27 protein-coding genes and 1 riboswitch are annotated in these 26396 nt (G+C 30.8%); of the genes, 7 read left to right on the top strand and 20 right to left on the bottom strand.

Annotated features, from left to right (window positions below; translation table 11 throughout):
- Positions 1-32: 32 nt before the first annotated feature.
- The 6 genes from ACWJKE_RS17365 to ACWJKE_RS17340 form a co-directional block, all read right to left on the bottom strand.
- Positions 33-236: a helix-turn-helix transcriptional regulator gene (locus ACWJKE_RS17365; protein ID WP_216277559.1), complete on the bottom strand. Its 204-nt coding sequence runs from the start codon at positions 234-236 to the stop codon at positions 33-35.
- Positions 237-668 (bottom strand): hypothetical protein, encoded by a 432-nt coding sequence (locus ACWJKE_RS17360; protein ID WP_216301990.1) that lies wholly within the window; start codon positions 666-668, stop codon positions 237-239.
- Positions 669-1143: 475 nt separating this feature from the next.
- Positions 1144-1647 carry a Gx transporter family protein gene (locus ACWJKE_RS17355; RefSeq protein WP_216302045.1) on the bottom strand — a complete coding sequence of 168 codons (504 nt, stop codon included), beginning with the start codon at positions 1645-1647 and terminating at the stop codon, positions 1144-1146.
- Between the two features lie 22 nt (positions 1648-1669).
- Positions 1670-2056: a NusG domain II-containing protein gene (locus ACWJKE_RS17350; protein ID WP_165411695.1), complete on the bottom strand. Its 387-nt coding sequence runs from the start codon at positions 2054-2056 to the stop codon at positions 1670-1672.
- The gene (locus ACWJKE_RS17345) at positions 2040-3038 is read right to left on the bottom strand and encodes an FAD:protein FMN transferase (RefSeq protein ID WP_309137233.1); all 999 of its coding nucleotides are present in this window, start codon (positions 3036-3038) and stop codon (positions 2040-2042) included. The genes ACWJKE_RS17350 and ACWJKE_RS17345 overlap by 17 nt, the downstream gene beginning before the upstream one ends.
- 322 nt (positions 3039-3360) lie before the next feature.
- Entirely contained in the window at positions 3361-3576 is a 216-nt protein-coding gene (locus tag ACWJKE_RS17340) for a hypothetical protein (protein ID WP_462959049.1), read from the bottom strand.
- 269 nt (positions 3577-3845) lie between these two features.
- Between ACWJKE_RS17340 and ACWJKE_RS17335 the strand changes: the two genes are divergently transcribed.
- Both ACWJKE_RS17335 and ACWJKE_RS17330 read left to right on the top strand, forming a co-directional pair.
- A complete protein-coding gene (locus tag ACWJKE_RS17335) occupies positions 3846-4427 on the top strand; it encodes a 5-formyltetrahydrofolate cyclo-ligase (RefSeq protein ID WP_220286042.1) in 582 nt (193 codons plus the stop codon).
- A gap of 55 nt (positions 4428-4482) precedes the next feature.
- Positions 4483-5229 carry an HAD-IB family hydrolase gene (locus ACWJKE_RS17330; protein WP_216301987.1) on the top strand — a complete coding sequence of 249 codons (747 nt, stop codon included), beginning with the start codon at positions 4483-4485 and terminating at the stop codon, positions 5227-5229.
- 58 nt (positions 5230-5287) lie between these two features.
- Here the strand turns inward: ACWJKE_RS17330 and ACWJKE_RS17325 are convergent, their stop codons facing one another.
- From ACWJKE_RS17325 to ACWJKE_RS17300, 6 genes are all read right to left on the bottom strand, one after another.
- Positions 5288-5593 (bottom strand): hypothetical protein, encoded by a 306-nt coding sequence (locus tag ACWJKE_RS17325; RefSeq protein WP_216301986.1) that lies wholly within the window; start codon positions 5591-5593, stop codon positions 5288-5290.
- Positions 5594-5878: 285 nt separating this feature from the next.
- Entirely contained in the window at positions 5879-6340 is a 462-nt protein-coding gene (gene ribH / locus ACWJKE_RS17320; protein WP_216301985.1) for a 6,7-dimethyl-8-ribityllumazine synthase, read from the bottom strand.
- Positions 6341-6395: 55 nt separating this feature from the next.
- Complete coding sequence (locus ACWJKE_RS17315; RefSeq protein WP_216301984.1) at positions 6396-7604, bottom strand: bifunctional 3,4-dihydroxy-2-butanone-4-phosphate synthase/GTP cyclohydrolase II; 1209 nt, start codon at positions 7602-7604, stop codon at positions 6396-6398.
- Between the two features lie 84 nt (positions 7605-7688).
- Positions 7689-8339, bottom strand: coding sequence for a riboflavin synthase (locus tag ACWJKE_RS17310; protein ID WP_216301983.1), 651 nt, complete (start codon positions 8337-8339; stop codon positions 7689-7691).
- Positions 8324-9430: a bifunctional diaminohydroxyphosphoribosylaminopyrimidine deaminase/5-amino-6-(5-phosphoribosylamino)uracil reductase RibD gene (gene ribD / locus ACWJKE_RS17305; RefSeq protein WP_216301982.1), complete on the bottom strand. Its 1107-nt coding sequence runs from the start codon at positions 9428-9430 to the stop codon at positions 8324-8326. The genes ACWJKE_RS17310 and ribD overlap by 16 nt, the downstream gene beginning before the upstream one ends.
- 269 nt (positions 9431-9699) lie before the next feature.
- A riboswitch (FMN riboswitch) is annotated at positions 9700-9813 on the bottom strand.
- A gap of 105 nt (positions 9814-9918) precedes the next feature.
- Positions 9919-10053 (bottom strand): hypothetical protein, encoded by a 135-nt coding sequence (locus ACWJKE_RS17300; protein ID WP_258280636.1) that lies wholly within the window; start codon positions 10051-10053, stop codon positions 9919-9921.
- Positions 10054-10266: 213 nt separating this feature from the next.
- On the opposite strand from ACWJKE_RS17300, the gene ACWJKE_RS17295 reads away from it, so the two are divergent.
- The 3 genes from ACWJKE_RS17295 to ACWJKE_RS17285 are packed head-to-tail and all read left to right on the top strand — an operon-like array spanning position 10267 to position 12513.
- On the top strand, positions 10267-11064 hold the full coding sequence (locus ACWJKE_RS17295) for an amino acid ABC transporter substrate-binding protein (protein ID WP_216301981.1): 798 nt from the start codon (positions 10267-10269) through the stop codon (positions 11062-11064).
- A 33-nt stretch (positions 11065-11097) separates the two neighbouring features.
- On the top strand, positions 11098-11739 hold the full coding sequence (locus tag ACWJKE_RS17290; RefSeq protein ID WP_220286045.1) for an amino acid ABC transporter permease: 642 nt from the start codon (positions 11098-11100) through the stop codon (positions 11737-11739).
- 33 nt (positions 11740-11772) lie between these two features.
- Positions 11773-12513, top strand: a complete 741-nt coding sequence (locus ACWJKE_RS17285) for an amino acid ABC transporter ATP-binding protein (RefSeq protein ID WP_220286046.1) — start codon at positions 11773-11775, stop codon at positions 12511-12513.
- Between the two features lie 488 nt (positions 12514-13001).
- Here ACWJKE_RS17285 and megL read toward each other — a convergent pair whose 3' ends face one another.
- From megL to ACWJKE_RS17270, 3 genes are all read right to left on the bottom strand, one after another.
- Positions 13002-14204, bottom strand: coding sequence for a methionine gamma-lyase (gene megL, locus ACWJKE_RS17280; protein ID WP_216301978.1), 1203 nt, complete (start codon positions 14202-14204; stop codon positions 13002-13004).
- An 88-nt stretch (positions 14205-14292) separates the two neighbouring features.
- On the bottom strand, positions 14293-14703 hold the full coding sequence (locus tag ACWJKE_RS17275; protein ID WP_462959048.1) for a hypothetical protein: 411 nt from the start codon (positions 14701-14703) through the stop codon (positions 14293-14295).
- 16 nt (positions 14704-14719) lie between these two features.
- The gene (locus ACWJKE_RS17270) at positions 14720-16693 is read right to left on the bottom strand and encodes a DUF4153 domain-containing protein (RefSeq protein WP_462959047.1); all 1974 of its coding nucleotides are present in this window, start codon (positions 16691-16693) and stop codon (positions 14720-14722) included.
- 356 nt (positions 16694-17049) lie between these two features.
- Between ACWJKE_RS17270 and ACWJKE_RS17265 the strand changes: the two genes are divergently transcribed.
- A complete protein-coding gene (locus ACWJKE_RS17265; RefSeq protein WP_216301974.1) occupies positions 17050-17634 on the top strand; it encodes a phosphatase PAP2 family protein in 585 nt (194 codons plus the stop codon).
- Positions 17635-18017: 383 nt separating this feature from the next.
- Here the strand turns inward: ACWJKE_RS17265 and ptsG are convergent, their stop codons facing one another.
- The 3 genes from ptsG to ACWJKE_RS17250 form a co-directional block, all read right to left on the bottom strand.
- Positions 18018-19553 (bottom strand): glucose-specific PTS transporter subunit IIBC, encoded by a 1536-nt coding sequence (gene ptsG / locus ACWJKE_RS17260; RefSeq protein WP_462959046.1) that lies wholly within the window; start codon positions 19551-19553, stop codon positions 18018-18020.
- 578 nt (positions 19554-20131) lie between these two features.
- Positions 20132-21274, bottom strand: coding sequence for a tRNA uracil 4-sulfurtransferase ThiI (thiI, locus tag ACWJKE_RS17255; protein ID WP_462959045.1), 1143 nt, complete (start codon positions 21272-21274; stop codon positions 20132-20134).
- Positions 21275-21299: 25 nt separating this feature from the next.
- On the bottom strand, positions 21300-22442 hold the full coding sequence (locus ACWJKE_RS17250) for a cysteine desulfurase family protein (protein ID WP_462959044.1): 1143 nt from the start codon (positions 22440-22442) through the stop codon (positions 21300-21302).
- A 349-nt stretch (positions 22443-22791) separates the two neighbouring features.
- Here ACWJKE_RS17250 and ACWJKE_RS17245 point away from each other — a divergent pair, with 349 nt between their 5' ends.
- Positions 22792-23691 (top strand): DMT family transporter, encoded by a 900-nt coding sequence (locus ACWJKE_RS17245; RefSeq protein ID WP_216301970.1) that lies wholly within the window; start codon positions 22792-22794, stop codon positions 23689-23691.
- A 44-nt stretch (positions 23692-23735) separates the two neighbouring features.
- Here the strand turns inward: ACWJKE_RS17245 and ACWJKE_RS17240 are convergent, their stop codons facing one another.
- The gene (locus ACWJKE_RS17240; protein ID WP_462959043.1) at positions 23736-24332 is read right to left on the bottom strand and encodes a metallophosphoesterase family protein; all 597 of its coding nucleotides are present in this window, start codon (positions 24330-24332) and stop codon (positions 23736-23738) included.
- Positions 24333-24352: 20 nt separating this feature from the next.
- A complete protein-coding gene (locus ACWJKE_RS17235; protein WP_462959042.1) occupies positions 24353-26266 on the bottom strand; it encodes a BMP family ABC transporter substrate-binding protein in 1914 nt (637 codons plus the stop codon).
- Positions 26267-26396: the final 130 nt, after the last annotated feature.

The raw sequence follows: 26396 nt of genomic DNA, 5'->3' as shown, positions 1-26396 counted from the left end.
TTTTTCATTTTATTTATCTAAAGTTATATTTATTAATCAACAAATTTAAATAATTCTTCAACTGTCGTATTGAATACCTTGGCTATATCCATAGCTAATTTTAAGGATGGGTTATATCTCCCATTTTCTAAATGCACTATAGTTTCTCGTCTAACCTCCACTAATTTTGCAAGTTCAGCTTGCTTCATTAATGCTTTCTCTCTATACTCTTTAATGTTTGTATTTAGAATTGACACTTATTTGCAAATCCCCTTTCTATCATAATACATAAAGGATAATAATCTTATTATAGTGAATATAAATATGATTATCATTAACCAGACTCCTATTGCAAACTTTGAAATAACAAGCTCCTTATAAATTGTAAAAGCTGGAGATGTAAGTCGGTAGCTGAATATAACAATTGAAATTACTAAAAAATTCATACCAATCTTATTTACTTTAGATAATATACTGATTCCTAATTCATCAGTTATACCACTTAATCTTTTTTCATTATAGAAAAATATGGCCACCATCATAATTTCAAAAAGACCTTGAATAAACATGGAAGCACCCTTGTCAGGATTGATTACATTTAGTTTATACAGTAAGAAAACAATTAATTGATATAATGCTACTCCTAATTGCAGAACAAGCTTTGATTTAATACTCATTTTTGGATCCATAAAAGAAACCTCCCTAAAGTTATATATTTATAACATGTATGTTATAAATATATAACTTTAGGGAGATTTTGTCAACATAAAAGTTTAGATTCTATAATAGATTGTTTTCCCTATAGGCAGTGAGTAAGATTGTCCAAATCTTCCTTTTAGTATAAGCAGTGAAAGAGCTTGTGCCACATCAAATTTTCGTATGAATAATGAAGGAGAAAATCTGATGTGGACCAGCCTTTAACTGCGACGTCTTATTATGCCCAAAAGATGAAATTTCTCAGGAGTGACTTGCAATACGAAACGTAAAAACTATTGAAATTTGATTTAGAAATTCTTCTGTTGCGAATGTAAAATCCTCGTAAGACTGCCAGGACGGCGAATGTGAGTGCTAGAGAATTTCACATGAGCAAAAGACTAGAATTCCTTAATCAAATTTCAAGTTTCGAGTTCGTATTGCAATGCTCACAAGAGAAATTTCATACTTTTATTTTAGTGGTAATATTTCTTCTAATCTACTTTTTAAAATACTAGATAGAATTCCAATAAAATACCCTGTAACAATCGCTGAAATTAATAATACCGGTAAATACACATATATTCTTAAATCATTAATTATAAAAGCGGCCACAAGTAGCTGACCTACATTGTGAAAAACAGATCCACAAACACTTATTGAAGGTATACTTAAGTGATTCTTAAGATACTTGTAAAGCAATACCATTACTATATTACTTAGCACTCCGCCTGCAATGCTAAACATAAAGGCTGACATGCTTCCACCAAAAATAGAACCTAATAAGGTTCTTAAAATCATTATTAAAAATGCTTCTTTCCACCCTAGTAATATTAATGCAACTAACGATATAGAATTAGCAAGCCCTAATTTTATTCCTGGAAATAGCACTGGAATCTGGGCCTCAATTAAATAAATAACTAATGCTATTGCAACTAACATACTGAGTAAAACCATTCTTTTAGTCTTTCCCATATTTTCACCTACATTTTTTAATTTAAAAAGTCCCACCATCAATACCTTTATTTGCTTCGCCTTCAATACTAATCATAAGTTTATTAGGTAAACATACAATCATCCCACCTGGCTCTGATATACTTCCACTTTTAACACACTCTTTATGTGCACAATCAGAATCTTTTACCTTAACACCATCATGAGTAACTAGTATGGTATTATAATGGCCATCTTTTGTTTTTATAGTAAACTCTTGTGGCTCTTTTACCTTATTTAAATCAATAGTTCTAATCACTGTACCGGCGCTTTTAATAACTGCAATATTTTCTGACCCCTTGATTGCGATTTTGTATATTAAAGCTACACTAAAAGATATTACTACAATAATTAAAAGTATTATGAAAACTATTTTATCGCCCTTTTTCATAAATAAACTCCTTGTTCGTTAGGTTAAAACTATCTTTAAGGCCTGATGTAACATATATTTTTTTATCCGAGGTAACAAAAATAGCATCTACACCTTTAATAGACTCTATCAATTTAATCCCTTTTTCAAGTCCCATGATATAAGTACTTGTAGATAGTGCATCTCCATCAATTGATTTATCCGATACTATAGTTGTACTTATGATACCTTTATCTGCTGGATACCCAGTTTTAGGATCAAATATATGATGATACCGCACACCATCCTTTATAAAATATCTCTCATAATTGCCTGATGTAACCACGGATTTATCAGTAAAACTAACAGTTCCTAAGTATTCTCCACGCGTATCTAATGGATTTTGTATTCCTATATTCCAGCTAGTTCCGTCTGGTTTGCTTCCTACAGCATAAACATTACCACCTAAATTTATAAGCGCACTGCTAATCTTATTATCTATTAAAACCTTCTTTATTTCATCAGCCGTATATCCCTTTGCTATAGCGCCCAAATCTATAGCTTGGCTCGCTCGCCTTAACTTGATAGTTGAATTTTTTTCATCCAGAATAATATCATTATAATCAACTAGCTTTAATTTTTCATCAATTTCATTTTTTGTTGGAACTCTCTCCTTGTCAGTACCTATACCCCATAGCTTTACAATTGGTTCTATAGTTACATCAAGAGCACCTCCAGTTAATCTACCATATTTAACAGCTTCTTTTATTACGTAATATGTATCGGCGCTAAGTTTCTCACCTGAAATTCCAGATTTAGCATTTAATTTTGTAATTTCAGAAGTTTCAATATTAACAGACATTTTATCTTCTATATCATTTACCCTCTTTAATGCTTTCTCGGTTGCTTTTTCTGCGTTTCCACCATATACCTTTAATTGAACAATTGTGCCCATTAGGTAGGTCTCTTTTTCAACAGGTTTTGTATTACCTTTGCAAGATGTTAAAAGTATTGAAATAGACAATAATAACAGTATACGACATGTTTTACGTGAACCTTTTATGGTACATCACCACCCCTAGATTGTTTTTAAATACAATATATATTATAGCATATATGTATTTAAAATAACCTCCCTATATTACTTGAAATATCCATAAAAACACGTAAAAAGTTCTTTATGTCTTTGTAATTTTACAAACACTATTACAGATATAATAATATCAGACTTTTCAGAAAGCTACAATCATTTTTCAACTTTATCAATTTAAACTGCATTATAAAGAATAAAGGTATAGAATTAAAACTCTATACCCATTTTTGAATAATATTAAATTTATTTAATTCTAATAATCCCTTTGATCCCTTTGATCCCCATTTAAAATATTCTCTATTTCTACTGCTATTTCACGACCTTTTTTGTAAGAATTAAGCCTATCCTGTGGGATAGAGTCTTTATATCTGTCCTCACCTGAAAGAAAATCTACGATTCCTTTCTTTGCACTTGGCACATCTCCAACGTGGTCTATTCCATTAACTTCTCTTATTTTTGAATTGTCCATGAATATTCCTCCTTATATTTCTTAAAGATACCTAGTATTTTTTAATACTCCTGCATCTTTAATATTATAATTATAGACTTCCCAATTTATAATTTTTAATGTATTAATGCATTACTTGAGACTTATGGAAGTGTTATTTTGCTTAAGATTGGTTATCTAAAATAATATAAACTTATATAATTCTATAAATTGCATATATGATAAACATATGTTATACTAATTTAAATTTTATAGTATAATATTTAAATAATTTCTAGGGGAGGGTACTTATGGAAGATAATCTTAAAGATACTTTAAGAAAAAATATGCTACATCAAAGAAAAAGTATGAAGATTCAAGATGTAAGTAATTTTAGCAATAAAATTATAGGCACAATTATGGAGTTACCTGAATTTATAAATTGCAAAAATATCATGTTATACCTAAGTTTCAATAAAGAAGTTGATACCTATCCTCTTGCTAAGTGGTGTTTGGATAACGGTAAAACAGTAATTGCACCCTATTGCATACAATCTAAGCGAGAAATAATACCTTTTAAAATAAATAATCTTACTACTGATCTTTCTAAATCTAGTATTGGTGTTATGGAGCCAAAACATGACTCATTAGATAAAGTTAATATTGAGGATATAGATTTAATAATAGTTCCCGGCGTAGTATTTGATAAACATTGCAATAGGATAGGTTTTGGTGCTGGTTATTATGATAGATTTTTACCTAAAAAGACGAAACTTACTCCTACTATAGGCATAGCCTATGACTATCAAATAGTTGATAAAGTGCCCACTGGTGAATATGATGTGCCATTGGATTTCATAATCACTGAAAAAAGAATAATATTTCCCGAATAGCTAATTATAAATTTCTTAAATTTCTTAAATTTCTTAAAATAATTATATTATACCGATGTTGGAGGTGATCACTTTGAAAAAAAGAATAGCTGCTTTCTTTGATATTGATGGTACTCTCTATAGAGATAGTTTAATTAGTGAGGTATTCAAAAAATTGATTAAAAGCGAAATAATAGAAAATGATAAATGGTACAAAGAAGTAAAACCCTATTATGTTAAATGGGATAAGCGAATAGGAAATTATGATAATTACCTGCTTAAAATGGCTGATATTTATACCGAGGCCATAATTGGACTTCATAAGTGTCAAATTGAGTTTATTGCTAAGCAAATTGTAAAGCAAAAAGGGGATAGGGTTTATACCTACACCCGTGATAGAATTAAATGGCATAAGAGCCAGGGTCATATCATTATCACTGTATCAGGCAGTCCAATAGAACTTGTACGCGAAATGTCTATAAAATACGGGTTTGATGATTATATAGGAACAAAGTATCAATTGAATAAAGATAATATTTACACTGGTGCTATTATTCCTATGTGGGATAGTGTTAGTAAGCATGCCGCCATAGAACATTTTGTTTGTAAATATAATATTGATTTGGATCAAAGTTATGCTTATGGAGATACTTCCGGAGATTACTCTATGTTAAAGTTAATTAGTAACCCTACAGTAATAAACCCTACTAAAGAACTACTCCTAAAAATTCTAGACGATGATGCATTAAAAGAAAAAATTAATATAATGCTAGAAAGAAAAGATGTGGTTTACAAGCTAAAACCAGAGCACATTGAAATATAATATTTTAATCTAAAAAATTAAAAACAGAATGGAAGTCCGCAACCTTCCATTCTGTTTATTATTTTTTGGTTGAAAATTTCTTTTTGGATACTACCGAATAAACAATCCATATGAGAAATAAACTTCCAATTGTTATATTTGTTATTACATTTTTTAATAAAGGTAACCCTTGTCCGAGGAAAGTACCAATTAGAATCATTCCTCCCATTGAAATTAAAACAAGCTTATTTAGTTTTATATATTCATCTAAATTTTCGCCCTTATATTTTTTCCCCTGCTTCTTCTCAAAATTCAAACCAGAAACAACAGCCGATGCACCCATCATAATAAATATAATAGTAAATACACTATCGCCTATACCCATTTGGACTACCCCCATTCTACTTATCTTTAAGAATAGTATATCATAAGTATAGATGAAAGCGAAAAAAGTCTAGGGGTGCATAACAGTTAATAATTGTTATGAACCCCTAATGAATACCCAAAGTAGTACCTAAAAATCAGCTGAATAGCAACTTTGGAATTTCTCCGAAGTGACTTGCAATAAGAAACGTATAAACTATTAAATTTGATTTAGAATTTCTTAATCGAATTTCCAGTTTTAAGTTCGTTTGCAATGCACGCAGGAGAATTTTTTTGTTCTATTATTTTAAATTTCTTTTAATAAATTTGCCATTTCTATTGCAGTTACTGCAGCATCATACCCTTTATTACCTGCTTTTGTACCCGCTCTTTCAATAGCTTGCTCGATATTCTCAGTAGTAAGAATTCCAAAAATAATTGGAACTCCTGTTTCGAGTGATACAGATGCAATTCCCTTAGTTACCTCACCAGATACATATTCATAATGAGATGTAGCGCCTCTTATTACTGCTCCTAAACATATCACACCATCATACTTACCAGACTTAGCCATTTTTTTTGCAACTAGAGGTATTTCAAATGCACCAGGCACCCATGCAATTTCAACATTTTCTTCTGTAACTCCGTGACGTTTTAAACCATCTAGTGCTCCCGTTAATAATTTTCCACCTATAAATTCATTAAATCTTGCTACTATAATCCCAAATTTTAAACCTTCTGCTATTAATTTACCTTCATACGTTATCATTTCTATTCCTCCTATTAATTTAATATCATATTGTTTACTTGAATGTGCTTAACACTTATACTCGTTCAGGGTCAAGTAAATGTCCCATTTTTTCTCTTTTAGTTTGCAAATAAAACTTATCTTTTTCATTGTGATTCATAACTATTGGCACTCTATCAACTATGTCAATACCATAGCCTGAAATTCCTGTTATTTTTTTAGGATTGTTAGTCATGAGTCTTATTTTTGTAGCACCTAATAGTTCCAATATCTGAGCTCCAATGCCATAATCTCTCATGTCTACAGGGAAACCTAAAGCTACATTTGCTTCTGCGGTATCCATTCCTTTATCTTGAAGATTGTATGCCTTTAGCTTATTAATTAACCCTATTCCACGTCCTTCCTGCCTCATATAAAGCAATATTCCATTTTTCTCTTTTGCTATTGCTTTCATGGCCGCATCATATTGTTCTCCACAATCACATCTCATAGAGCCTAGTGCATCTCCAGTAAGACACTCAGAGTGCACCCTAACAAGTACAGATTCACTACTTCTTACATCACCTTTGACTAATGCTACATGATGCTCTCCATTTATCTTATTAACAAATCCATAGATAGTAAATTCACCATATCTAGTTGGCATTTGTGCCTCCGTAACCATTTCTACAAGGCATTCAGTTTTTCTCCTGTAAGCAATTAAATCTACTATGGTAATCATTTTTAAATCATGTTTTTTCACATAATCCATAAGCTCTGGTACCCTAGCCATTGATCCATCTTCATTCATAATTTCACAAATCACACCTGCAGGATATAACCCTGCAAGTCTTGCTAAATCAACAGCAGCCTCTGTATGACCGCCCCTATTTAATACGCCACCCTCTCTTGCTGCTAGAGGAAATACATGGCCTGGTCTATTGAAATCTTTTGATGAAGCCTCCGAATCTATCACCTTTAATATAGTAGTTGCCCTCTCTGCAGCTGATATTCCTGTAGTGGTAGTTACAGCATCAATAGAAACAGAAAATGCTGTTCCATGCACATCAGTATTATTTACCACCATCTGATTTATATTTAACTTATCTAATCTATCTTTAACTATAGGCATGCATATAAGTCCACGTGCATACCTAGCCATAAAATTTATGTTTTCCTGAGTAGCTTTCTCGGCTGCTATAATTAAATCTCCTTCATTTTCCCTATCTTCATCATCTACCACAACAACCATTTTTCCATTTTTAATATCTTCTAAAGCTTCTTCAATAGTATTAAATTTATACATTTTTCCACCCCTTAATTATCACTTTGTGCTGTAATCATCACTTTTGGCGATGTAATGTTATTTGCTGTGTCTACAACTGATTGCTTATACAAATCCATTTTTTTCGAGAAAATCCATACCAATAGATTTCTTTTTTTCTGGAGCTTCACCATATTTAAGCAGTTTTTCAATATACTTCGCCATCATATCACTTTCAAGGTTAACCTCGTCACCTACTTTTTTACTAATTAAAGTAGTTTCACCTCTTGTATGAGGTATAATTGATACTTTGAAAATGTTTTCATCAACATATGCTACAGTTAAACTAATACCGTCAATTGCAATCGATCCTTTATGTACAATATACTTTAATATATCCACTGTAGTTTCTACAGACACCCAAGTGGCATTTTCTTCGATGCAAAAATCTACAATAGTTCCTATTCCGTCAATATGTCCACTTACTATATGGCCTCCTAACCTATCACTAGCCATTAATGCCCTTTCCAAATTGACATGAGAACCAGATTTCAATTTCCCTAAATTACTACTTCTTATAGTCTCCGCCATTACATCTACACTGAAGCTATTTTTATTAAATTCTGTTACGGTAAGGCACACTCCATTTGTGCTAATACTGTCACCAATCTTTATTCCACATATAACCTTTGTAGCTTTTATGGTAATTCTCGCAGACCTCGCACCTTTTTCTATAGACTTTATTTCTCCAATTTCCTCAATTAACCCTGTAAACATCTATTCACGTACCCTTCTATCATAATGTCCTCGTTAAATCTAGTTACTTCAGTATCCGTAAGCAATATAGCATCACTTACATGTTCTATTCCCTGTCCTCCTACTGGAGTCTTACCTGTTGTTCCGCCGAATATTTTCGGGGAAATAAAAGTAATAACCTTATCAACGATGCCTTCTTCTAATGCAGCATAATTTAGAGTACTGCCACCCTCAATCAAAATACTATCTATCCCCATATCACCTAGTACTCTCATTAAATAGTTTAAATTCACTCGGTTATTTTTACTTGGCGTTATAATAACTTGTGCGCCTTTTTGTTTAATAGCTTCAATTTTTGTCTCTTTCGCAAATTTTGTTGTAACGACAATAGTTTTTGTTTTTTCATCACATTTTAACACCTTTGCATCTATTGGTATTTTTGCTGTGCTATCTATAATTATCCTTATTGGGTTTTTGCTAATTATGCATTCTCTTCTTGTAGTAAGTTCTGGATCATCACTTAGGACAGTTCCAATTCCCACCATAATTCCAGTTACCATATGCCTTAATTCATGCACATACGCTCTAGATTTTTCATTACTTATCCACTTTGACTCACCAATAGAAGTTGCTATTTTTCCGTCTATTGTCATAGCAGTTTTCATGATGCAAAATGGCTTTTTATGAGTTATGTATTTTACAAATATTTCATTTGTTTTCTTTATTTCAGTTTCCATTATGCCCGTAGTTACTTCTATGCCACTACTTCTTAGAATTTCTATTCCCTTCCCTGCAACTAATGGGTTAGGGTCTATCATTCCAATTACCACTTTAGATATTTTATTTTGCACTATAGCATCAGCGCAAGGTGGCGTTTTACCATAGTGTGCGCAAGGCTCTAAAGTTACATACATTGTTGCACCTTCTACATTTTCTTTGGCATTTTTAAAAGCATTTACTTCTGCATGTGGTCCACCAAAATATTCATGATACCCCTCACCGATTATCCTATTATCTTTTACAATAACAGCGCCAACCAATGGATTAGGATTTACAAACCCCACCGCTTTTTTAGATAATTCAAGTGCTCTTCTCATATAATAATTATCCAATTTATCACCCCTAATTCTATAATTCTGGTGCCAATCTTCATAAATATTTCTCTCTTAGTATGCATAACTTTGATCAAATAAAATCATATATGTGGCTAAAATAATAAAAGCCCTGAAAACAAAGTTTTCAGGGCTCAATAAGCTAATTATATATCTAGTTAAATCATCACCTACCGGTGCTGTTCACTAAATATATTCACAATAAAATATAAAAGCAGTATTAACTATTTTTCATAGTTAATAAATGAAAATCTCCTATATTTATCATTATTCTCCTTCTCTCATCCAGACTTTACTGTCGGCTCTGGAATTAAACCAGATCTACCTTTCGGCTCGCGGGCTATACCGCCGGTTGGGAATTTAACCCTACCCTGAAGGATCTATTAAATTTTCAACTTAAGAATACCACTTTGTTATTTTAATGTCAAGCGAATCTTATAAATATAAACAATTAATCAAAATATTAGCTATAAACACTTTTAAATGATTTATTTGTTTTTTTTATTTCTTGTTTCATTATTTTTAATATTTACATCATTCGTATGCATATCTTTGTCATTATCAGTTCTCTTAATTCCTACTGAAGATAATTGCTCATTAGTAAGTTTCTGCTTTATACTCATTTAAAACACTCCCCTTTCTTCATTTATATTTTCCACTGGAAGAGAGATTTATACTACTATGATTTTCCCATCTATTCTAAAAAATTTATAAATTTTTATCTTGTAATAATTTTATATTTATATATAAGTTAATTAATCTTTAATTTACCGCTTTACATAACTAACGTAATAAAGTAATATTGTATTTATAGAATTCATAAAGGAGTGTTAATAATGAAAATTAAATTTAACTTACTAATTGTGGCAATACTTTCAACCGCTATTTTATCTGGCTGCGGAAACACCCCCACAGCTGATAATTCTTTAAAAGATATACAAGACAAAAAAGAACTAATAATTGGTCTTGATGATAACTTTCCACCAATGGGATTTAGAGATAAAAGTGGTGAAATTGTAGGCTTTGACATTGATATGGCAAAAGAAGTAGGCAAGCGAATGGGCGTAAAAGTAACCTTTAAACCAGTAGAATGGGACGGAATTATATTAAGTCTAAACAATAAAGATATTGATGCCATATGGAATGGATTAACAATAACAGATAAGAGAAAAGAACAAATTGCTTTTTCTAAAGTATACCTTCAAAATAAGCAAACAATTATTGTAAAAAACAAGTCAACTATTTCTAAAAAAAGTGATTTAACTGATAAAATTGTAGGTTTGCAAATGGGTAGCAGCAGTGAAGCTGCACTTGCTAAAGATTCACTACTTACTAACTCACTAAAGGAGGCCAAGAAATATTCAAACAATACAGAAGCGCTACTCGATTTAAACGCTGGTCGTATTGATGCTGTTATAGTGGATGAGGTAGTTGGAAGATACTATGCTAGTAAAAAACCTGGTGATTATAAAGTTATTAATGAAAATCTAGGAGTAGAAGATTATGGCGTAGGTATAAGAAAAACTGATACAAGCCTTACTGCAGAAATAAATAAACAACTAGATGAAATACAAAATGATGGAACTGCCAATACTATATCAAAGAAATGGTTCGGCAAAGATATAATCAAATAATAATTATGAATTTTTTCTGAAGGAGTGTTAGATTTGGCTAATTTTATAGACATTACAACTTATATTTTAAAAGGGAGCCTCTTTACAATTGAATTGTATTTTGCAACAATAATCTTTTGTTTGCCTCTTGGAATAATAGGCGCACTAATCAAAGTTTCAAATTTAAAAATACTTAGTAAGATTGTGGACCTCTATACTTGGTTATTTCGCGGAACACCCTTACTTCTCCAACTGTTTTTTACATATTTCGGGTTACCTATTATAGGCATTAAATTTTCTCCTTTTACTGCAGCCGCTCTTACCTTTTCTTTGAATTACGGAGCTTATTTTACAGAAATATTCAGATCCGGTATTCAATCTATAGATAAAGGCCAATACGAGGCCGCTAAAGTCTTAGGCATGAATTATAGACAAACTATGTCAAAAATAATACTACCCCAAGCCTTAAAACGGATAATTCCACCAACTTGTAATGAGGCGATTACTCTAATAAAAGATACCGCTTTAGTAGCTGCAATTGGATTACAAGATTTACTAAGAGCTGCTAGGGAAATTGTAACTAGAGATTTTACAATCGCTCCTTTTTTTATTGCCGCAATAATATATTTAATCTTTACTTCTCTTATTGTGTTGGCTTTTAAAAAGCTTGAAAAAAAATATTCAATATACGAATAAAGAACAATGTGATAAATAAAGGATGGTGCTACTATGGATTTACTCAAGATATGTAAAATAAATAAAAGTTATGATAAAACCCAGGTTTTAAAGAATGTATCTTTAAGTTTGAAAAAAGGCGAGGTAATATCAATTATCGGTCCTTCTGGCTCTGGGAAAAGCACTCTGCTTAGGTGCATAAGTGGTCTTGAGCATATGGATAATGGACTCATTGAATTTAATGGCGTAACTATTGCAGAATCTAAAAAGAAAATTAATAATATTGAATCAATTAATGCTGCTAAAAAAATAGGTATGGTTTTTCAAAACTTCAATCTATTCCCTCATAAAACCGTTCTTGAGAATATAATTGAAGCTCCTATTATAGTAAATAATATAGATAAGAAAGATGCTATAGACATTGCAGAAAAATTACTTTTAAAAGTGGATTTATTAGATAAAATAAATTCTTATCCTTGTACTCTCTCTGGTGGACAAAAGCAAAGAATTGCAATTGCTAGATGTCTTGCAATGAATCCAGAATTAATTCTTTTTGATGAACCAACTTCTGCATTAGACCCTGAACTAGTCAGCGAAGTGTTGAAGGTCATTAAATCTCTTGCCATTGATAAAATATCACTCATAGTAGTTACCCATGAAATGCAATTTGCAAGAGAAATATCAGATAGAATTATTTTCATGGAAAATGGAGAAATACTAGCGAACTCCACTCCTGAATTACTATTTTCTAATTCTAACCATGCCAGGGTAAAACAATTTTTAAACCTTGCATAGCTATGAAATCAAACCTTTATAAAAATTATAAAAAATTCAACTATAGGAATGACACTTTTTCCATGGCTTCTATGTCTTAATTCACAAATCAATTAATTATTAAATCACATTTTTCTAACATGTATTATATAATATTTAGAATTAATATATAAAAAGGAGCATTACTGATCACAATTTCAATTAAATCTAAATACAATAAATTTTTGGCATCTTGGGGAATAATAAATTTTTATGGCCCCCTAACTTCAAGAAAATCAACATTTAAGGAAATTAATAACCACAATAACAAACAAAAACACCCAATCAAAATATCCGATATAAGCATGATTAGAGGGTTTAATTAATATAAGATAGAAATGAAGATACTGATGTTATATGGAATGGATTAACAATAACAGATAATAGAAAATAAAAAAACAGGAATTATTATCTACGTGGTAACATGTGAGATAATAATTCCTATTTTCACTTATTTACTATACTAATTACTATTTAATAATTAAATTAAGAGCTTGGTCTAGATCGGCAATAATATCCTCAACATTTTCAAGGCCTACTGCCAATCTTATTAAACCATCACTTATACCAGCTTCTAATCTTTCCTCTGGTGAATATGGCGAATGAGTCATTGAAGCAGGATGTTCAATTAAAGTTTCAGCATCTCCTAAACTAACAGCTATACTACAAAGCTTAGTGGAATTTATAACCTTTTTACCTTCTTCAATTCCACCCTTTATTACAAAAGCAATAATCCCGCCTGGAAGATCCATTTGTTTTTTTGCTAATTCATATTGAGGAAAACTTTTAAGTCCTGGGTAATATACGTTTTCTACTGCTGGATGGGCTTCTAAAAATTCAGCTACAGCCATTGCATTTTTGCAATGTCTTTCCATTCTTATTTCTAGTGTTTTCATTCCTCTTATAATCAAAAATGCATCAAAAGGACTTAAACTAGCTCCAGTCATATCCTTAACACCAAATAATCTAACTCCGTCAATAAATTCTTTAGATCCAACAGCAAAACCAGAAATTACGTCTCCATGCCCATTTATAAATTTAGTTCCAGAGTGTACTACAACGTCTGCACCTAGTTCTAATGGTCTTTGTATGTATGGAGTGCTAAATGTATTATCCACTATAACCATACAATTTTCTTGTGCGTGGGCAATCTTTGATATTTCCTCAATATCTGTTATAAGCAATGTTGGATTTGCAGGTGTTTCTAAGAAAATAACTTTTGTATTTTCTTTCATAGCATTTCTAACATTTTCTGGATTTGAAACATCAACAAAAGTAACTTCAACACCATATCTAGAAATACCATGAGCCAAAAATGCATGAGTACAGCCATAAAGCGTTTGTGCTGCAACTATATGATCTCCAGCCTTTAACGCTGTCCACATAGTTGAAGATATAGCTCCTATGCCTGATGCCATAGACATACAAGCTTCTCCACCTTCAAGCATGGCCAATTTTTCTTCTAAAACTGTATTAGTAGGGTTCCCAAGTCTTGTATAAATATAGCCATCTTCCGTTCCTGCAAATCTATTTCCACCTTGCTGTGCTGAATCAAAAACAAAAGTAGCTGTTTGATGTATTGGAGTAGCCAATGCACCATATTGATCCTTCTTATTTCCTCCATGTATAGCTTTAGTTGCAAATCCACTATTACGTAAATGTTCTCTATCCATTACAATTCCCCCCAAAGTAATTTTTTCTTGGTTTATAAATATATAAGCAACTATCCTGCTATTTATTACTAAAATATTCTTTTAATTATTATATTAAATTTTTACTATAGCTATCAAAAACATACCAACATAAACATAACTGAATTATACTAAAAAGCATAAATCCAACAGTTGCCAGGTACGTCTCTCCTAAAATTAATACTTGAGCAATAAGGCTCATAATTAATATCCCACCCATTACAGCAGACACAACCCATGACCTACTATTTCCTTTTCTAAAACTAAAGATTGCTGCTATAATATTTCCGAGTCCAAATACTAGGATTGCAATAATACCAGGAGTAACCCAGCTATCAAATGGAACTTTTGATAGCCATTCTTTTGGATACTCAATAAATATTCCATCACTTGAACTTACCATCATTACTCCAATGCAAATAGCGCCCACTGCTAACATCAAGTCGTAAACCCCTAATAAATTTTCTCTTATTTTTTTCAATTTACATTACCACCTTTTACTCTATAACCTTTCTAGCTCTATATTTAGAATAATTAAATTCATACCAGGAATCGCCTTCTAATAACTCTTTCTTCATATTGTTTATATAAGTATTTATCTCACTAGAAATGAAAGCGTTAGAATCATCTTTTAGTCTTAATATCTCTGGAATAGCATCATATGATAAAGTTTTTAGATATTGTACATCAATTTTCTGAGTTTTATAATATATGTCTATATTTTTTTCAGCAATTATTCTATCTACATTAATATAGTTCACTAATATAAACATACTCAAAACAATTACTATTAAAATCTTATTAAGTGGTATTCTTCTATTCCAAATGCCAATTACCGCTACTATAAATAACATAAATAACATCAGCATAAATATATGAACGAAAATCCTTAAATAGGTAAATCCATAAGTTTGCTCATATAAAGACATCTTATAATGAGCTGAAAATAGCATGTTTAATGTAAATGCTACAAGCACGGTTAAAAATACATTGGATATTATATTTATTGTCTTATTGTCCTTTTTAATAAATTTCATACTGCTTAGTAATATTGTAAAATTAATTATTGTAACAGCCACAAGCTCAAAGAACCCTTTTCTTGCATATTCTGAATAAGTAAATTCGTGAGGAAGAAAATTATCCCCTCCACCATAAAGATAAGAAAACTGTACTATTGAAAATAAAAGATATACTATATTTATCATAAAAATGATTGTTAAAACAGTAACTGGCTCCCATTGTATATCCTTATTTTTAGTTCTGCCCCCATCACAGCTATATTTAAAGCTCCATATATATGAAAATATAATTATGAAAGTTATGATAATAACTAATAAACTGCCTATGATTTTACCTACGTCTATATCCTTAATTCCAATTGAAAAATTGGTTACATAGTCCTTGAATACCATATCTGCTGATGTTAATAAAACTAAAATAACAATTAATAATGGGATAGAAATAATTACTCCTCTTAATATATTTTTCTTCGTAGAACTTATTTCTTTTTTATTTCTCGTAGTTATACTACATTTACTAAATGTAAAAGGCTTACAAGCATTCTCTACAATAGCTTTAATGCCTATGCTAATCACTTTCTTTATTACATCTGCACTATCCCATTTTATATTCTCATACCTAATTAATACTGTACTTACTCCAGCAAGTACCAATATCATAATCCCGTTAAACAAGTTCAAAACATTATTAGAGTGAATAGAATAATTTAATGCTATTAGCAATGTAGGAATAATGGTAATATATCCAATACTATTTTTAATCCTAATCTTTTCTCTTACACTCCATAAAAAAAATCCCATGAACATAATATAAAAAATAGGAATAGAAACACCAATTTGTTTACCATTAAAAAATCTTTCACAAATTATTGATAAAATAAGTGCAATGCCCATAGTATATATTTTTTCATGTATACCAATTTGGGAATCTATGTTTTTTATTTCCTTCATACGTTTTTTCTTTAATAGTTGCATATTATTATACTTATAATCTGGATAAGAAAACAACAAGTCTTCCACTGATTTTAACCAACTTTCACTATAATCTTGCTCTATACATTCTTCCAATAAAATTCTCAAATAATTTATATCACTTCTACGAAATTCTTCTTTTTCAGATAAAGAAATCCATTTTAGACCATCCATATCTAAATTACCTACAGATTTTTCAATTTTTTTTGTTGAAAAATCAAAATTATCACTTACACTTTCTATATTAACTAAATAAGTTTCTGTATATAAACAAGACTGTGTATTAAGTTTAAAAACAACTTTATAAGGCATATTTATTTCCTCTGTAATCACGCGTCCAATTGCATTATCAGCACTTTCCCATCCATTAATTTCTCCTTTTACAAAAAAATTAATATCTTCTTTATTTTCTTTATGACCATATGCCATAAGAACCCTATTATCTTTTATAATAATAGCTTGCACAAACCTCTTCTCCATTATAAGTACCCCCCGCAATTTTAATGTTCTATCCTGCATTCAAACATATTCCCTGATATGCATTTCAACTCTCTACAAATTCTATATTACTACTATACGAGTTATTTATCAATATATTTTTATTGTTTTTCAATAAAAATATATTGATTTGCGTTTATATTCAATTTTACAATTCTATAATTGTAAAATATGAATAATATCTTACTCCTGTGTTAACAAATAATATAAATGTAGCTTTTAATTGTAAATTTTGATATAATATTAGCTGATGCTTATGACTTAATTGGAATTTTATACATTAACTATCGAATGAATATTAATGTTCAATGTAATATAGAAAGGATGATTAAATTAACATGCTTTATTATTTAGCAACTTCTATGAATTTGGGATGGAATCAATTTTATATTGCTGTTTCAAAATCTTCTGACCCTGAATTACAGATTTTAATAACCCTATTGGTTTTTATTATATTATATCTTTGGAACAACAAATTGGAAGCCATTTGCTGTGTATTTAATATTGGAATTACTGGCTTTACCAATTTGATGCTTAAAAACACTGTACAACGATCTAGACCCCTGGGAGTAAGATTAGTTGAAGCTGATGGCTATAGTTTCCCTAGCGGCCATTCTTCGATTTCTACAGCTATTGGTATTGTTCTTATTTACTTTATACTTAAGCGAATGAAGAATAAAAAAATTGCCTATCTACTTAGCTGTTTTATATTCGCATATTTAATTCTTGTAGGAGTTAGTAGGGTTTATGTGGGTGTTCACTATCCAACAGATGTGCTTGGTGGATGGGTTATCGCTATACTATGGTCTTTCATTAGTCTTGCAGCTTATAGGTTTTGTATGAACAAAGGACTAAACGAGTATTTAGATAAACATTTCACTATTAAACTTAATATTTTTAAACATAAACCAAAATCTAAATAGTTTTACTATACTATAAAGCCCTAATTATTCATAATTGAATAATTAGGGCTTTACCTTTAAATATTTTTTTTATTATTCTTTACAACTTTACCATATTTTTTTATAAATATAAATCTTCAAATTAGTATTCTCGCAGGCTCTAGTGCATGGATCTCATATGTGGTTTTATATTCAAGATTTATTGGTGAATGCTTAATCTATAATAAAACTATATTTTCCATTAATTTGAGCTTAATGATACTAGCCTTAATATTAATATATTATCTATTAATAAACACTAGAAAGCAATACAGTTCAGTATAAGCATAAAAAAACATTAGATAAGTATATTACTTATCTAATGTTTTTTGTGTTAAAATTTATTTTTAATTGAAGTTATAATATTATTTATCTAAACCCTTAGCTATAACCTCTTTAACCTCTGTTTTTATATGCTCTGCTCTTGTTCCAAATATTGCTTGAATGCTGTCACCAACTTCAAGAACTCCCGCAGCTCCTAATTTCTTAAGTTCTGCCTTATCAACATTTTTAGCATCTACAACACTTACACGTAAGCGAGTAATGCAAGCATCTAAATTTGTTATATTTTCTTTTCCACCTAATGCTTTTAATACTAATATTGCATGTTCTTGACCTTTAAGATTAGTTTTTGTAGTACTTGTGCCTTCTTCTTCATCTACTTCACGACCTGGAGTTTTAAGATTCCATTTTCTTATAACAAAACGGAAGCCGAAGTAGTAAATCACTGCTAATGCTAATCCTACAGGAATTACTAACCACCAAGTTGTTCTATTTGGAATTACACCAAATAACAAGTAATCTATAAGTCCACCTGAAAATGTCATTCCTATTTTAACATTTAAAAGCTGCATTGTCATAAATGATAATCCTGCAAATACGCAGTGAATTCCGAACAATACTGGTGCTACGAATAAGAATGAAAATTCAATTGGTTCTGTAATACCTGTTAAGAAAGAAGTTAGAGCTGCTGACCCCATAATACCAGCTATTAACACCCTTTTTTCAGGTTTTGCTTCATGAATCATTGCAAGTGCTGCTGCTGGAAGCCCAAACATCATAAATGGGAATTTACCGGCCATAAATGTTCCTGCTGTAAATGGTACTCCGTCTTTTAACTGAGCCATAAAAATAGCTTGATCTCCGTTAACTACTTGACCAGCTTTGTTTATATACTCACCAAATTGATACCAAAATGGATTATAGAAAATGTGATGTAATCCAAATGGAATTAATGATCTTTCTATTACTCCAAATACGAAGGCTGATACTGTTGGATTAGCCTCAATCATACTTTTTGAGAAGACATTTAAACCATGTTGAATTGGAGGCCATACAAAACTCATTGCAATACCTATTCCAATTGCAGCTACTGCTGTAGCTATAGGTACAAATCTCTTACCTGCAAAGAATCCGAGGTAAGAAGGTAACTCAATGTTGTAATATTTTTTATATAATTGTGCCGCTACAATACCTATTATAATACCGCCAAATACTCCTGTTGAAAGTGTTGGAATTCCTAATACGTTTGCAAACTCTGGATGTGCATGACCCACTGTTAAATCTAGAGTGACTCCTGAAACAATACCTAAAGTTTTATTCATTATTAAGAACCCAACTATTGCTGCAAGTCCTGCAACTCCTTCGCCCTCGGCTAGACCTACCGCAACCCCTACTGCAAATAATAATGCAAGATTACCAAAAATAACATCGCCAGACTGTTCCATAATTTTAGCTACTAATTGGAACCAACCAGCATTAAATATCGGTGCATTTGCTAAAAATTGTTCACTTTGAAACATATTACCGAATCCAAGCAGTAACCCTGCAGCTGGTAATAGCGCTACTGGTAGCATTAAAGCTTTTCCTACCTTTTGTAAAACACCAAAAGCTTTTTTCATTTATATTCCCCTCTCTTTTGTGGCATGTATCAAAAACAAAAAACATGAGCAAAGTCATTATAATATTATAGCTTCACCTAAATGTAGCTATAATATTATAACAACTTTTGCTCATGCCTGATTGTATCAGTAACACGCAATTTTAATTATTAAATTAGTTTTCAGTGTAAACTTTTACACGATGATTCACACTCATTATTGTCTTATATATACATGATATCATGCATTATTAATTTTTTCAACATTTTTTTAACATTTTTAATAAAATCAGCTTTTAATGTCCTCTGATCAAGTTATATTAATTTTCTATAAACTAAAAATAAGCTAACAAAGTGATAAATCATTTTGTTAGCTTATTTTTTGCAATTACATCTTTAGTTTTTTATATTACTTCTTATTTTACTGTGTTACCATTTTGATTCTTTTTCTGAGTTTTATCTTTAGTATCCTTAGAACCTGATTTTTTCTCTGTACCTTTTTTAGCTATGTTAATCACCCCTTCAATATGTGTTTATTATATTATTATTAACACTTTATTTAATTTAATACACATGATTGATTAACTAACATAAATATATTTATTTATAAATTTCCATCTCCAAAATAGCCTTCTCAACTAGACTATCAATATCTAAAACTGATTCAGATTTAATTATCTCAATTAACCTTGGTTTTGTTTTTGGATGTTTAGGAACAAAAATTGTACAACAATCCTCATAAGGTAAAATAGAGGTTTCGTAAGTTTCTATTTTTCTTGACACATCTATAATATCTATTTTATCCATAGCGATCAGTGGTCTAAACACTGGTCTATCAGAAACATCATCACTTACTACAAGTCCCTCCATAGTTTGACTAGCTACCTGCCCTATGCTTTCTCCTGTAGTTACTGAATTTATGCCATATTTTTCGGCTAGAGCACACGCAAGCCTCATCATAAATCTTCTCATAATTATTGTTAATTCGTCTTCTCTACACTTTTCTATAATTTGCATCTGGATTTCAGTAAAAGGTACAACATACAAAGTCAATTTACCGGTGTATTCTTTTAAAATACTAGTTAATTGCTTTACCTTATCCTTTGCTCTTTCACTAGTATACGGATGGCTATGATAATAAACTGCATGAAGTTCTACCCCACGTCTTGCCATCATGTAGCCTGCAACAGGTGAGTCTATACCTCCTGATAACATAAGCATAGTACTACCATTCATTCCATAAGGTAATCCACCCACTGCCTTTATTCTTTTAGCATAAATGTATGCCATATTTCTTATTTCAACATTTATTGTACACTCTGGATTATGTACATCTACACTTACGTCTTCGTTATTTTGTAATATATAACCCCCTACTTTTCGACTTACGTCCATAGACCCTGGGCTAAATTTTTTGTTTGCTCTATTAGTTTCTACTTTAAAAGTTTTAGCGGCGCTTTCTATCATGTCTAAAAGTGCTTGCTTTTCAATACTCTCCATAGAAGCTTCAACCTGTGTAACTACGCAAACCTCCATTACTCCAAAAACATTTTTAACCTTCTCTATAATTCCTTCCATCATTTCTGAGTATATAAACCATCTTCCTTGATCTTCAACAAATTCGTAATTTAAGTCTCTTATAGCATTTTTTATATTGTCTTTAAGTTTTTTTTCGAATTTACCTCTGTTGAGCCCTTTTAAAAAGATTTCTGGTGCAAATTTTACTAAAATTAATCTTCTCATCTTTTGACACTCCTTCTGTAATGCATTATCTTTTGTTCATCTTTCTTAAAAACTTTAGTGATTTATTTAATTCGATTATAACATAGTCTATTTCATCCTTATTATTGCACTCTGAAAAACTAAACCGTATAGTTCCACCTTGCTCCTCTAAACTTCTTCCAAGTGCCTTTAATATTTCACTACTTTTATGATTTTTAGAAGAACATGCTGAACCTGTAGACACATATATCCCTTTTGCTTCTAATGCATGAAGTAATACTTCTCCTTTAATCCCTTTAAATGAAACACTTAATATATACGGTATAAAATGATCTTCTAGTTTGCTATTAATTATAACATCATCTAACTTAGACAGTTTTTCTATAAAATATTTCTTTACCTCTAAAACACTGTTAAAATTCTCATGTTGATTTTTGCAGCTAGTCTCTACTGCAGTTCCAAATCCCACAATTCCTGCAAGATTTTCTGTACCAGATCTTAAATTTCTTTCTTGTCCTCCCCCATTTATTAAGCTACCCGGTATAAGTCCTTTCCGTATATATGCAAATCCAATTCCGCGTGGTCCATGTATTTTATGTGCACTAGTCGATAGTAAATCAATATTACACTTTTGTACATCAATAGGAATCTTCCCGTAACTTTGTACTGCATCCACATGAAATTTAGCCCTACTACTTTTCTCTTTAATTCGTTTTCCTATAAGCTCAATATCCTGCACTACACCTACTTCGTTATTAACGTGCATTACGCTAACAATTTGAGTATTCTTATCTATACTGTCTATAAGATTTTCTATATCAATTCTACCACTTTCATCTACATCAATATAAGTAACCTTTATTCCTAAATCTTCTAACGCCTTAAATGTGTCTAATACACTTGGATGCTCTATTTTAGTAGTTATTATATTTGAAGATGTTTTAGCAAACCCCTTTATAAGAAAATTATTACTTTCACTTCCTCCTGATGTAAATATTATTTCCTCACTGCTAGCATTTATGCTACTCGCAATATTTACCCTTATCTCTCTAAGTTTTTGCTCTGCCTTAAACCCCAAACTATGTGCTGAAGATGGATTACCATAATAATTTCTCATAGTACTACATACCTCCTCAATAACTGCTTCATAAGGCTTAGTAGTTGCACTGTTATCTAAATATATTTCCATGCTTTTATCTCTCTCCTCTAAATATCGTTAAAGAATCCACTAACTGTATATATTAATTCTTACTATTTCGCTCTGTTTTATTTAATTATAAATATGTTAATTATTAATGTCAATAAATAAAAAAATATCCTAGAAAGGGTGAACCTGATATGGAGCTGATGATTATAGAATGGTTTAAGAAAAAAATTGAATTATCACTTATTACGATATAATTTATAGGTTAATGCTTACTTTTATGGTAAAATAAATTTATTGGAACATATAATTTATCAACTGACATTTGAGTAATTTCACTAAATTTAAATCGCTTAACCTTAGTATTACACTACAAATTGAAGGAGTGATAACCATGAGAACTACTGACAAAAAAAAGAGTATCCTGGCCGATATGTCTTTGCTTTTAGTTGCAATTTTTTGGGGCGGGGGGTTTATAGCTGTAAAAGGTGCTTTAGATAGTCTTACACCTTTTTATATTATGGCAATGCGTTTTAGTATTTCTGCAATTATTATGCTTTTAATTTTCAGAAAGAAGGTTAAACTTATTACTAAAAATGAACTTAAGGTTGGTACTTTGGTTGGACTTCTCTTGTTTTTAGGCTTTGCTGCTCAAACTATTGGTATGAAATATACAACTGCTGGTAAAAATGCTTTTTTAACTGGAACTAATGTAGTTATTGTGCCCTTCCTTTATTGGATAATTAGCAAAAAAAAGCCAGATACATATTCATTAATATCTGCATTTTTGTGTTTTGTTGGAATAGGAATGCTAACCTTAGATGGAGGTATACGTATTGGACTGGGTGATGGTTTAACCCTACTATGTGCAGTATTTTTTGCAGCTCATATAGTTTCTGTTGGATTTTTCACTGAAAAAGTTGATGCTATATCACTTGTAATAATACAGTTAGGTGCCGCTGCAGTATTTTCAATTATAGCCGCTTTAATTTATGAACCAATGCCACAATCATTAAATTCAGATACAATATTTGCAATTAGTTATTTAGCAATTTTTAGCACAATGATTGCATTTATTATACAAAATGTAGCTCAGAAATATACCACTTCTACTCATGCTGCTATTATCTTATGTTTAGAATCTGTTTTCGGTTCTATTTTATCTGTTGTAATGCTTAATGAGATATTTACATCAAAAATGATTTTAGGATGTTTAATTATATTTGTTGCAATTATAACAACGGAAACTAAATTAAATTTCTTAAAAATCAAGAAAATATCCGCTACTCCATAAAACAAATATAAAGAGCATGGGCAAAACCATTGCCCATGAGCCCTTTATATTTCAATAATATGATATTTAAATGCATTTATAAGAGTGGTGGTGTTATAAATCATTTTTCTATCACCTTTCCCATAGACCAAATGCTGATGAGCGTAAAAGAAATATTTCGGAGAGTATTTATTTAAAATATCGATAAATACTTCAAATCCCTGATGACAAAGATCCTTTCCATCCCCCATACCTTTTGCAGGTGAATGGGTGACTAATATATCAAACCCTTTATTCTTCCATAAACACAATTTTAATTTCGAAACTCTTTTTTGCATATCCTTTTGAGAATATTGAAAAGGGCCTTTATTATAGTCAATAGATCCTCCAAGGCCTAGTATTCTAATATTTTTATATACTATTATCTTATCATCAATAGGGATACATCCAGCTGGTGGTTTTTCTAAATATGATATATCATGATTACCGTTAACATAAAATACAGGTGCTTTAATCATATTCGCTAGATATTCTAAATAATCTGCTTTTAAATCTCCACATGAAATTACCATCTGAATTTCTTTAAACCTTTCACAATCAAAATGATCCCAAATGTAACTATCTTCTATATCTGAAACTAATAGAACTTTAACTTTAATCACCTACTTATCTTCTGATTATTCTACTCCTCCACCGGAAGTTTTCCTACAACATTGTCTACAAACCAGTCCATATATAACATATCCTCGTAGTTTCCTATATCACCATCATTTATCCTAAGTTGACCTTTTGTATCGTGCACCGGACCAGTAAAAGTGTGGAATCTGTTTTCAATAATTAATTCGCGCATTATAACTACTAATTTTTGAGTTTGAATTGGTACATTATGTTTTGAATATATAATATCCACAAGTCCCGAGTCCATCCCCCACCAAAAACTTACTCGTTTAGATTCAGTACTAAAAATACCTTTAAAACTACCATTTACTATATTTCTAAGTATTTTCTCATAAAACTGTCCCCAATCCCATGTAATTAAAGCATAGTTCACTTCCGGTATCCATTTACTCTCTTTTTCACTATACTTTAGTGAATATAGTCCAAAATCTCTTGACCCCTTACCTAAAGCTGTTAGGTCATTTTGCATTATGAGATCTGCACCGAGCCTTTGAAGCCCTTGAATTAATTCCTTTGAATGATTGATATCCCCTGTTTCATTAAGCCAAGAAATCATAACTTTCGCATTCGGATTTACAGTTTTAACACCTAATGAAAAAGCATTAATCCCCGTTATAACTTCTGTTTCATTATAAATATCTATATATCCTATAATATTTGATTTTGTAATAGCCCCGGCAATAAGCCCTAGTAAAAACCTTGGTTCATGAGAACGCCCAAAATAAGTACTTACATTTCTAAAAGCCTTTACGGGAGAGCAGTTAAAAAATTTAATATTGTCATACTTTAAAGCCGCCCTCAAAGTTATATTAAGATAAGATGGACATGTAGTAAATATAATGTCATAATCTTTTTCACATAACTCCCTTAATCTTTCATAACTATCACCCTCAGTTTGAAAATTATCTATAACAAAAGTTTCTATTTCACCTTCTAATTCATTTTGTGCATACAGTCTTCCTAGATTATGAACATAACTCCAACCTGATGTATCAATAGTCTTTTCAAAAATAAAAGCTACTCTTAATTTTTTATGTGGGCCTACTAAATTTGTAAATGAAGTAATAACATTTTTCCTGCGCACATCAAAAGGTTCCGTTTGGATTTCTACTGCATTGTTTCTTGAAAGTATTTTAAGTTCTCCTAAGAACTTACGAACCCTTGATTTTCTCTTTGTTTCTATGAATTCGTCTGAGATTCCATAAATTTTTATATATTTTAAAAACGCATCTCCAGTGGTAATATTTAATTTATCTCCACCTAATTCGTAAAAGGTATTTCTAAAAGGTGAATAAACATTTTTTAAAAAATGCTCGTATTTATTTGAAAATAAGCTAAGCTTCGGATTATATCCATCCAAATACTTCAAAAGCTCGGTAAAGCTACCCTCCCTGGAAAACCAAATAGCATTTATCCCAGTCTCATTATTAAAGTTCAAAAATTCATAATATATTATGTTATTTAAATCATTCTCATCCTTTTTAGGAACTAGCCTAGTAACATCGCCCTCTATCGCATAGGCATCCACGTATTTTAATACACTTACACGCTTATTTCCCTCCATAACATAAAATTCATTCATATACTCATAAATTTTTACAGGGTCAATTATTCCATCTTTAATGTGATGAGCATAGACCGCTTGCCATTTCATAGAGAATTCGCTATCAATACTAGCTAGAGGAAGAAAGTTCGTTGCAAAATCCCTACTCCTTGTATAAAAATAGGATCCTATTATTTTTTTTAATGGAATGCTTTTTATTCCTAAAGGGACTTCCGCTACTATATCTATTTTTTTTAAAATACTATCTAAGGATAATATATGGCCAGAAGCCCCTCTTGATATGTCCATGTGATATTTAACTTTAGCCAATTTGCTAGCCTTTTTATATTCTTCAACAGATGAAAAACTGATCATACACTCACTCCTTAATTTTTCCAGCTATCCATACCATTACCACAACAGCCTATTATGGTAAATATTCTTTTATATATTATAATATACCAAAATGTATTTAACAACATTTTGATAGATACTGATATGTTTA

Source organism: Clostridium sp. CM036 (assembly GCF_055081135.1).
Note: the sequence above shows the minus strand (reverse complement) of the source record. Positions and strands in the feature narration are given on the sequence as shown.

Excerpts from the sequence above, each read along its gene's own strand:
- ACWJKE_RS17360 (WP_216301990.1), bottom strand. The coding sequence starts at position 668 with ATGGATCCAAAAATGAGTATTAAATCAAAGCTTGTTCTGCAATTAGGA.
- ACWJKE_RS17355 (WP_216302045.1), bottom strand. The coding sequence starts at position 1,647 with ATGGGAAAGACTAAAAGAATGGTTTTACTCAGTATGTTAGTTGCAATA.
- ACWJKE_RS17350 (WP_165411695.1), bottom strand. The coding sequence starts at position 2,056 with ATGAAAAAGGGCGATAAAATAGTTTTCATAATACTTTTAATTATTGTA.
- ACWJKE_RS17340 (WP_462959049.1), bottom strand. The coding sequence starts at position 3,576 with ATGGACAATTCAAAAATAAGAGAAGTTAATGGAATAGACCACGTTGGA.
- ACWJKE_RS17335 (WP_220286042.1), top strand. The coding sequence starts at position 3,846 with ATGGAAGATAATCTTAAAGATACTTTAAGAAAAAATATGCTACATCAA.
- ACWJKE_RS17330 (WP_216301987.1), top strand. The coding sequence starts at position 4,483 with ATGTTGGAGGTGATCACTTTGAAAAAAAGAATAGCTGCTTTCTTTGAT.
- ACWJKE_RS17325 (WP_216301986.1), bottom strand. The coding sequence starts at position 5,593 with ATGGGTATAGGCGATAGTGTATTTACTATTATATTTATTATGATGGGT.
- ribH (WP_216301985.1), bottom strand. The coding sequence starts at position 6,340 with ATGATAACGTATGAAGGTAAATTAATAGCAGAAGGTTTAAAATTTGGG.
- ACWJKE_RS17315 (WP_216301984.1), bottom strand. The coding sequence starts at position 7,604 with ATGTATAAATTTAATACTATTGAAGAAGCTTTAGAAGATATTAAAAAT.
- ACWJKE_RS17310 (WP_216301983.1), bottom strand. The coding sequence starts at position 8,339 with ATGTTTACAGGGTTAATTGAGGAAATTGGAGAAATAAAGTCTATAGAA.
- ACWJKE_RS17300 (WP_258280636.1), bottom strand. The coding sequence starts at position 10,053 with ATGAGTATAAAGCAGAAACTTACTAATGAGCAATTATCTTCAGTAGGA.
- ACWJKE_RS17295 (WP_216301981.1), top strand. The coding sequence starts at position 10,267 with ATGAAAATTAAATTTAACTTACTAATTGTGGCAATACTTTCAACCGCT.
- ACWJKE_RS17285 (WP_220286046.1), top strand. The coding sequence starts at position 11,773 with ATGGATTTACTCAAGATATGTAAAATAAATAAAAGTTATGATAAAACC.
- megL (WP_216301978.1), bottom strand. The coding sequence starts at position 14,204 with ATGGATAGAGAACATTTACGTAATAGTGGATTTGCAACTAAAGCTATA.
- ACWJKE_RS17270 (WP_462959047.1), bottom strand. The coding sequence starts at position 16,693 with ATGGAGAAGAGGTTTGTGCAAGCTATTATTATAAAAGATAATAGGGTT.
- ACWJKE_RS17265 (WP_216301974.1), top strand. The coding sequence starts at position 17,050 with ATGCTTTATTATTTAGCAACTTCTATGAATTTGGGATGGAATCAATTT.
- ptsG (WP_462959046.1), bottom strand. The coding sequence starts at position 19,553 with ATGAAAAAAGCTTTTGGTGTTTTACAAAAGGTAGGAAAAGCTTTAATG.
- thiI (WP_462959045.1), bottom strand. The coding sequence starts at position 21,274 with ATGAGAAGATTAATTTTAGTAAAATTTGCACCAGAAATCTTTTTAAAA.
- ACWJKE_RS17250 (WP_462959044.1), bottom strand. The coding sequence starts at position 22,442 with ATGGAAATATATTTAGATAACAGTGCAACTACTAAGCCTTATGAAGCA.
- ACWJKE_RS17245 (WP_216301970.1), top strand. The coding sequence starts at position 22,792 with ATGAGAACTACTGACAAAAAAAAGAGTATCCTGGCCGATATGTCTTTG.
- ACWJKE_RS17235 (WP_462959042.1), bottom strand. The coding sequence starts at position 26,266 with ATGATCAGTTTTTCATCTGTTGAAGAATATAAAAAGGCTAGCAAATTG.